The organism is Oceanimonas baumannii (genome assembly GCF_002245495.1).
In the GTDB taxonomy this organism is placed as follows: Bacteria; Pseudomonadota; Gammaproteobacteria; order Enterobacterales; family Aeromonadaceae; genus Oceanimonas; species Oceanimonas baumannii.
Window position 1 is genome coordinate 310,209 of the sequence record NZ_NQJF01000003.1, and the last position, 6,604, is coordinate 316,812.

At 55.6% G+C, this 6,604-nt stretch carries 8 protein-coding genes; 2 read left to right on the forward strand and 6 right to left on the reverse strand.

The annotated features are described in order from the left end of the window. Positions 1-222 precede the first annotated feature (222 nt). Positions 223-1,611, forward strand: coding sequence for an MFS transporter (locus tag B6S09_RS05310; protein WP_094277456.1), 1,389 nt, complete (start codon positions 223-225; stop codon positions 1,609-1,611). On the opposite strand, the gene B6S09_RS05315 is transcribed toward B6S09_RS05310, so the two are convergent. After that, positions 1,606-2,226 (reverse strand): TetR/AcrR family transcriptional regulator, encoded by a 621-nt coding sequence (locus tag B6S09_RS05315; RefSeq protein WP_094277457.1) that lies wholly within the window; start codon positions 2,224-2,226, stop codon positions 1,606-1,608. The two genes, B6S09_RS05310 and B6S09_RS05315, sit on opposite strands and share 6 nt — an antisense overlap. 153 nt (positions 2,227-2,379) lie before the next feature. Beyond that, a complete protein-coding gene (locus B6S09_RS05320; protein ID WP_094277458.1) occupies positions 2,380-2,811 on the reverse strand; it encodes a GlcG/HbpS family heme-binding protein in 432 nt (143 codons plus the stop codon). 246 nt (positions 2,812-3,057) lie between these two features. On the opposite strand from B6S09_RS05320, the gene B6S09_RS05325 reads away from it, so the two are divergent. Beyond that, positions 3,058-3,630 carry a superinfection exclusion B family protein gene (locus B6S09_RS05325; protein ID WP_094277459.1) on the forward strand — a complete coding sequence of 191 codons (573 nt, stop codon included), beginning with the start codon at positions 3,058-3,060 and terminating at the stop codon, positions 3,628-3,630. A 178-nt stretch (positions 3,631-3,808) separates the two neighbouring features. Here B6S09_RS05325 and B6S09_RS05330 read toward each other — a convergent pair whose 3' ends face one another. From B6S09_RS05330 to B6S09_RS05345, 4 genes are all read right to left on the reverse strand, one after another. Continuing rightward, positions 3,809-4,000, reverse strand: a complete 192-nt coding sequence (locus B6S09_RS05330) for a bacterioferritin-associated ferredoxin (RefSeq protein ID WP_094277460.1) — start codon at positions 3,998-4,000, stop codon at positions 3,809-3,811. 80 nt (positions 4,001-4,080) lie between these two features. Beyond that, positions 4,081-5,796: a SulP family inorganic anion transporter gene (locus B6S09_RS05335; RefSeq protein WP_094277461.1), complete on the reverse strand. Its 1,716-nt coding sequence runs from the start codon at positions 5,794-5,796 to the stop codon at positions 4,081-4,083. After that, a complete protein-coding gene (locus B6S09_RS05340; RefSeq protein ID WP_094277462.1) occupies positions 5,793-6,218 on the reverse strand; it encodes a protein tyrosine phosphatase family protein in 426 nt (141 codons plus the stop codon). Before B6S09_RS05340 ends, B6S09_RS05335 begins: the two co-directional genes overlap by 4 nt. A gap of 135 nt (positions 6,219-6,353) precedes the next feature. Next, positions 6,354-6,604 (reverse strand): EF-Tu C-terminal domain-related protein (locus B6S09_RS05345; RefSeq protein ID WP_500688144.1); only part of this gene is annotated, 251 nt, incomplete at its 5' end.

Below are 6,604 nucleotides of genomic sequence, written 5' to 3' on the forward strand. Positions count from 1 at the left end.
TCCTTCGGGGGTTACAACGTCTGGCCGAACAGATGAATTGTTAATATCTTCACGTGCAATTAAATTAAAAACTGACCCGGCAGTCAACAAAATTTTTACACTTAGGTTGCAGTCATGCCCCGGCACATAGTTAACTGGCTGCTGTAGAAACAGTTTTTTGATTGGCTGCACGATCTAACCGTCAAATCTTTTTATTCAAGTGTAGTGGGAGCATCCTTGATCATGTCTGAAACAACCCAGAACCGGCAGGCGCACCGGGTGTTTGCCGGCGTCGCCTTGGCCATTATGCTCGGCGCACTGGAGATCACCTTGCTGATGCCGACAATTTCCCGGTTGGGAGAAATGTTTGATTCACCCCGGCTGGCTCCGTTGCTGGTCAGCAGTTACCTGTTTAGCATGACCCTGACCATGCCCGTTTATGGCAGGCTGAGCGACCGTTTTGGCCGTACCCCCTGCCTGATGGCGGCACTGGCACTGTTTACCCTGGGCTCTCTGACCAGCACCCTGACCGACAGCCTGCCGGTGCTGCTTGCCACCCGGTTGCTGACGGGGCTGGGGGGCGGAGGCCTGATCGCCTTGTCGTTTGCAGTGATTGCCGATGTTATCCCCCCTCGCCAGGTAGGCCGTTATCAGGGACTGATCTCCACGCTGTTTGCGGTATCCAGCGTGGCCGGCCCGCTGCTGGGTGCCTTTATCATGGCGCACTTTGACTGGCGCTGGCTGTTTCTGTTCAAGCTGCCTCTGGGATTGCTGGCCATGGGCATCAGCTACTGGGCGCTGAAAGATCTGGGCCACAAGGGTGCCCGCAGCGCGCCGGATAACCTCGGCATCATCCTGTTACTGCTGGCGGGTATCGGCTGGGGTTTATCTACCAATACCGCCGAGTTGTTGCCTGCGCTGACCACATTACAGCCGGCACTGCTGGCCGGGGCTATCATGCTCAGTCTGGTATTACTGGTACAGCAGTGGCGACACCCCAACCCGGTGCTGCCTCTGCGTTTGCTGAGCGGCCGCCTGCTGTCCATTGCCTTTTTGCTGCTCGCCCTGTCAGAAGGCGTACGGCTGGGTCTGCTGGTATATTTGCCGCTCGCACTGGAACAGCACCAGGGAATGAGCCCGGACAATACCAGCCGGGTTTTACTGTGGTTTATTTTGAGTGTAACGGCTGGCACCTTTATCAGTGGCAAACGTATTGCACACCAGGGCTTATGCCGGCCGTTTCCCTGGGCGGGCGGTGTGTTACTGGGGGTAGGCAGTCTGTTGTTACTGGCGCTGTTCAGCCGCTGGTTGAATGGCTCCTGGCTTTATGTCGGCCTGATCACCAGCGGCACCGGCATTGGCTTTCTGATTGTGTCCTGCTCTATTGCGGTGCAGAACGCTTTGCCATCGCAACAACTGGGAGCCGGACTGGCACTGATGAACTTCTGCCGTTCATTGGGAGGCACGCTTGGCGTCATCTGGCTGGGCTGGCAATACCAGCAGCAGCTGGCCGACTGGTCAACACCCGTCTATGGCTCCCTGGCTGGGTATGGCGTTGTTTGCCTGCTATTGGGCTTCATCATGCCCGATAAAGAGCTGGGCAATCAGGCCAAGCACCAGCCGGAATCATAATGACGATAAAGGACGAACCCGGCAGCCCTCGATCACCAGGCGGGTGATAACCTCGGCGGCCTGGTCATAATCAGTGTCGTCGAGCTCTTCCTTGCCCAGCGCCATAGTGATCTGCCAGTTAAAATCAGCGTAGGTCTGGGTAGAGGCCCAAATCGCAAACAGCAGATGCCGAGGTTCCAACTGCTCCATCAAGCCTTGTCCCATCCATTGGCTCAGTTTGTCACTCAGCGTACGGGTCTGCTCGCTCAGGCGGGCGATAATGTCTTCCGGCAGGCGAGGAGCACCGTGCATGATCTCACTGGCAAATACCTTGGACGCATAAGGATAATCCCGGGAGATCATCAGCTTGGTGCGGATATAGGCGGTAAGGGCGATAACCGGATCAGCGTGCTGCTCAAAAGGCTCAGAGGCGGCCAGCAGCGGTTCGGTGACGCTTTCCAGTACGGCCCGGTACAGATTTTCCTTGCTGCCGAAGTAATAGTAAATATTGGGCTTGGGCAGCTGAGCCAGCTCGGCAATGTCGGCCGTCTTGGTGGCAGCATAACCGTGTTCGGCAAACACCCGGCTGGCAGCACGTATAATCTTTTCTTCGTTTCTGGCTCTTATCCGTGACATAGTTCTTTCAGGTTAATCTGGCTTATTTGTGGCCAACCATACCGGAATCCGTTAAAAATTCATAAAAAAACGCTCACCAGACGGTGAGCGCAAAAAAGAGTAACCAAAGTTACCCCTCGACCAAAACAACAGATGGGTGCATCAGCACCGGGACTAGCTGCAGTCAGCCTTTAGACCAATCTTCTCGATACCGGCGACAGCACAGGCCTCATCGACATCAGACAAGTCGCCGGTAATGCCCACTGCACCAATAATCAGATGATTGTCGTTACGGATCAAAACGCCGCCGGGCGCCGGCAATACTTTGCCTTCACCCAGGGTATTGAGGGATTGCATAAAGCCTGGGCGGGCTTCCGCCATTTCGGCCAGTCCACGAGAACTGCGCCCCAGCGCAATGGATCCCCACGCCTTGGCAATGGCAATGTCTGGCCGCATCAGGCTGGCAGTGTCTTCACGCTGCAAAGACACCAGTACACCTGCACTGTCGAGCACGGCCACTGTCAGCGGTGCGGCTGATACTTCTCTGCCGCGCTGCAGTGCGCCGTCAGTAATTGCAAGTGCCTGTTCAAGTGAAATTGTATTCATTACCTATGACTCCCTGTCTAGTCATACTAAAGTATTACCAACCGGACACTAATAAAACACAAATTCGAGACAAAGTTAACAGATATTTGTATACGTTTAATATAAAGATAAATCCAACTTCACTTTCACTTAACCAGACACAGGCGGTTTAACATCCGTCTTGTCGACCTCTGCCTGCGCAGGCTGATTATTCATGGCACGTGTATTGCAGATATGCGTACACGCATCATTCAATGGAGAAAAACAATGCCGGAGCTGCGACAGGTTTCCACGCTGAACTGGTTTATGTGCTGGCTGATGCTGAGCTGTCTGCTCATTACCCTGCTGCCCGACAGCCTGTTTTCCGGGTCCTTCGGGTTGTGGCTGGCGGACTATCGGTTACTGTTTGTACTGGCAATGGTGCTGTCGGGTACTTACTTTCTGTCGATTGGTGCCATCATGCTGTTTCAGCATGTGTTTTACCGTAAACAGCGCCTTACCCGGCAAAAACTACTGAAGGAACTGCTGGAATATCTGGATCCCAGTGAAAAGGCGGTACTGCGTGAGTTTGTTATTCAGCGTAAAAGCGTCATAAAGTTGCCGGTCACCGAGCCCTCCGTCAAAAATTTGTTAAGTCAGGGTATTCTCACTTATGCCTATGGAGAGCCGGGCGAAAACAGCCTGCACGCCATCAAGGCACTGATGATCACACTGGAAGCCCGCCCCTTGCTCACGTTCAAGGTACTGGGGCTTAACCCCGCCAATATGACCGAAGAGCAGAAGAGCCAGATCCTGAACACCCGGCCCCGCTACGCTTACAAGCAACTGGGTCGCAGCTGAATCAGCGGCCTGGGTCGCCGGCTCTTTCCTCGGATCACCTTTATTATGGCGGCTTCCATTTCCCTGCGGCGCACCATCCCCTTGATTCGGTGCTGACAAGGCAGCCAGAAGCAAAAGAAAGCGGCCTGCAGAACGACAAAAAGCTCCCGCAGGAGCTTTTTACACCAAGCGGCCGGTATCAGGCCACTTCGTAGAACACGGCGTTTTTGGCAGTTTCTTCGGCCAGAATAGCCAGCGCCACCGGAATACATTTACCACACTGAGAACCAACCCCCAGCTCACGCTTGAGATCCATAAACTCGGTATTGCCCTCGGCAATGGCTTCTTTTAACTGGCGTTCGGTAATGCCTTTGCACAAACACACATACATAAATCATGTCCTCCGCGTACAGGACAAATCTAAATGATAGCGGTTATCAGTGCAAGTTAATTTTGTTGAAAAAAACGGCGTTAGTTCACCGCACCGGCCTCCGGCTCAAAATCGGTCTCACCCAAATCCTGCCAGGCCTGATACAGCGTCAGATAAACCTGTCCGCTGAGTTGTTGCAACAGCTCACTGCGTTCCAGCCGGTCCATCACCGGTCCCTTCACTTCGGCCAGGTGGAAGTCCACACCGGCCAGAGCCAGACGTTCATTAATCATTAGCAGGCTGTCCAGAGCAGAGGCATCAATGCGGTTCACCGCGGTGCACTGCAATACCAGATGACGTAACCCGGGGCGCTGGCTGACCAGCGTGGCGATAATATCCTCCAGCTGACCGGCATTGGCAAAATACAGACTTTCATCCACCCGCAGGCACAACAGCGACGGCTGCAGCTCTACCCTGTGCCGCAGCCGGTTACGAAAGTGTTCGGTTCCGGCAATACGCCCCACTTCAGCCCAGTGCGGGCGGTGACTGTGATAAAGATGCAGTAACAAGGACACCAGAATGCCGCTCATCAGTCCTGCCTCTACCCCGGCCAGCAGGGTGAGCAGAAAAGTGGCGCACAAGGCTGAAAAATCGGCATGAGAGTAACGCCAGGTATGCACAAACTGATGCCAGTCAAACAGCCCCAGTACCGACACCACTATGGTCGCCGCCAGCACCGCCTGCGGCAGCCCGCTTAGCCATGGAGCAAACCAGAGTCCGGCCAGGGTAATACCGGCCGCCGCATAAATGCCCGCGGCCGGAGTTTGTGCTCCGGCATCAAAGTTCACCACAGAGCGGGCAAAGCCGCCGGTTACCGGCATGCCACCAGACACCCCCGCCGACAAATTGGCTAGCCCCAGGCCAATCAGCTCTCGGTTGGGCACAATGCGCTGACGCCGCCGCGCCGCCAGCGTCTGGCCAATGGACACCGACTCCACAAAACCAACCAACGCCAGTAACAATGACGGCAACATCAGCTCGCGCCAGGGCAGCGCAGCCCAGTCCGGCCAGCTCAGGGAAGGCAGTCCGGCCGGAATGGCCTGCACCAGCGCCACGCCAGCCTGCTCAAACTGCAACCAGCCGGACAGCACAATGGCTGCCACCACCACCATCGCCGGCATCAGCCGTACCAGTGCGGTTGCCACTGCCGGCCTTAACACCCGTAATAATATTTTCTTGAGGCCCCCCCTCGCCCATACCAGCATTGCCAGAGTGACAGCAGACACCGCCAGGGTGGCGACCGGCACCTCCCCAAGTCGCGCAAACAAGGCTCCCGGTAGTTGCCAGATCTCCCCCGGTAGTGATATTCCCAGCAAATGGCGAAGCTGGCTCAAAGTGATAAGCACCGCCGAAGCGCTGATAAAACCCGACATCACCGAGTGACTGATAAAGTGCGCCACAAACCCCAGACGCAATAAACCAAACAGCAGCAGCCAGCCTCCACTCAGCAACGCCAGCGCCAGCGCCCCTTCTATATAATGCACACCTTGCAGGGAAAGCTGCCCAAGCGTGGCGGCGGTCATCAGCGACAGCACCGCCACCGGTCCCACCGACAAAGTTCGGCTGGAGCCGAACAGACCATAGATCACCAACGGTAATATGCTGGCGTACAAACCAGCCTGAGGCGGCAACCCTGCCAGCATGGCGTAAGCCAGCGACTGAGGGATCAGCATCAGGGTCACGATCAGCGCTGCCGCACCGTCCTGGGTCAGCGTGTTGCGGTTATATTCCTTCGCCCAGCCGGGTACAGGAATCATGGTTGATGACGATCAGCAAGACGCCGGGCGTGCGCTGACAGATCATAACCTGCGGCAGAGGCCTGGCTCAGTAAGGCCTCTGCCGGCTGCAACCCAGCCTGAGAAAGAGCCCAAAGGGTGACAGAGCGAGTACCGGTACGGCAGAACGCTAGTGCCGGCTTTGCATGCCCATTGAGGGCGGCTGCAAACGCCGCCACCGCTTCATCAGTAAAGACACCGGAAGAAATGGGAATCCATGCCCAGCCGAACCCCATGGCTTTGGCCGCGGCAGCAAGGCTGTCGGCTGTCGGCTGCCCTTCTGCTTCACCATCCGAGCGGTTACAGATAAGAGTCTGGTAGCCCAGTTGTTTTAACTGTTCGAGATCGCTGACAGTTACCTGATCGGCAACGGCGAAGTCCGGAGTAACCGGTTTAATGTCCATACTGCGCTCCTTCTTATCACACAGCCACACCTTTAAATTAGAAGTTACTAACATAAAGGTGTGAATGCAATATCAGAAACGAAAAAAGGAGGCCGAAGCCTCCTTTTTTGCAGCGCGGGTTGCGCAAGTCATCAATTACTTGACGATCTTGGCTACAACACCAGCACCAACGGTACGACCACCTTCGCGGATAGCGAAGCGCAGGCCTTCTTCCATCGCGATCGGAGCGATCAGGCTAACAACCATTTTGATGTTGTCGCCAGGCATTACCATCTCAACGCCTTCCGGCAGTTCGATGGTACCGGTCACGTCAGTAGTACGGAAGTAGAACTGAGGACGGTAGCCTTTGAAGAACGGAGTGTGACGGCCGCCTTCGTCTTTGGACA